Origin of the sequence: Elstera litoralis, from assembly GCF_000963705.1 — a bacterium.
Lineage (GTDB): Bacteria > Pseudomonadota > Alphaproteobacteria > Elsterales > Elsteraceae > Elstera > Elstera litoralis.
This window is the reverse complement of record NZ_LAJY01000531.1, coordinates 1-1,144: the sequence shown is the minus strand read 5'-3', so window position 1 is coordinate 1,144 and position 1,144 is coordinate 1. Positions and strand designations below refer to the sequence as shown.

The 1,144-nt window shown below is 57.7% G+C and carries 2 protein-coding genes; both read left to right on the top strand.

Annotated elements, in window-relative coordinates; genetic code table 11:
* On the top strand, positions 1 to 365 hold a 365-nt coding region (locus tag VZ95_RS16940; protein WP_045776902.1), incomplete at its 5' end, for a preprotein translocase subunit SecY.
* The gene (locus VZ95_RS16935; protein WP_045776901.1) at positions 362 to 1,018 is read left to right on the top strand and encodes an adenylate kinase; all 657 of its coding nucleotides are present in this window, start codon (positions 362 to 364) and stop codon (positions 1,016 to 1,018) included. The genes VZ95_RS16940 and VZ95_RS16935, both read left to right, overlap by 4 nt.
* Positions 1,019 to 1,144 lie beyond the last annotated feature (126 nt).

Sequence of the window (1,144 nt, the reverse complement as noted above, 5' to 3'; positions counted from 1 at the left end):
GCATGATCCTGTTCTTCTCGTTCTTCTATACTGCCATCGTGTTCAATCCGGTGGAAACGGCGGATAATCTGAAGAAGCACGGCGGTTTCATTCCGGGGATTCGCCCCGGTAAGAACACCGCCGATCACCTGGATCATGTGCTGACGCGGCTCACGGTTTTAGGCGCGGTTTACATCGCGGCAATTTGCGCGCTTCCCGAACTTCTCATCTCGCAGTATTCGGTGCCTTTCTACTTTGGCGGGACAAGCCTGCTCATTGTAGTCACAGTGACAATGGACACGGTTGCGCAGGTCCATTCGCATCTGGTGGCGCATCAATACGAAGGCCTAATCAAAAAGGCCAAACTGCGAGGGAGGCGTGGATGAACATCATTCTGTTGGGGCCGCCGGGGGCCGGAAAAGGCACCCAGGCGCGGTATCTACAGGATACGCATGGTCTGGTTCAGCTTTCGACGGGCGACATGCTGCGCGCCGTTGTAGCATCGGGCAGCGAGTTGGGGCAGGAAGCCAAGCGGGTCATGACGGCGGGGCAGTTGATGCCCGATACGCTCATGATCGACATGATCGCCGAGCGCATCGCGCAGCCGGATTGTGCGAAGGGGTTCATCCTCGATGGCTTCCCGCGCACGGTGGCCCAGGCGGAAGGCCTGGACGCGATGCTGGTGGCAAAAGGCTTGAAGCTCGATCATGTCATCGAGATGCGGGTGGACGAGGCGGCGCTGACCGAGCGCATTACTGGCCGCTATACCTGCAAGAGCTGTGGTACAGGGTACCATGACATGTTCAAGCTGCCGAAGGTCGCAGGGGTTTGCGATGCTTGTGGTAGCACGGAATTTTCGCGTCGGGCGGACGATACGGTGGATGCCGTGTCCGCACGATTGAAAGTGTATCGCGATCAGACAGCACCGATTCTGCCTTATTATCAGGGCCGGGGCGTTCTGCGCACGATTGACGGGATGGCGGACATCGCCGACGTAACACGCTCGATTGAAGAGATTCTTCAACCGAGCACGGTTTGAATGGATTGACTCTTAGGCCTGCCTTCCTATAATGCGCCCCCTCTAATGGATGGTGCTGAGTAGGGTCGGCGGACAAGCGTCGAGCCTCTTTTTAAGGAGTTAAAGTGTGGCGCGCATCGCAGGCGT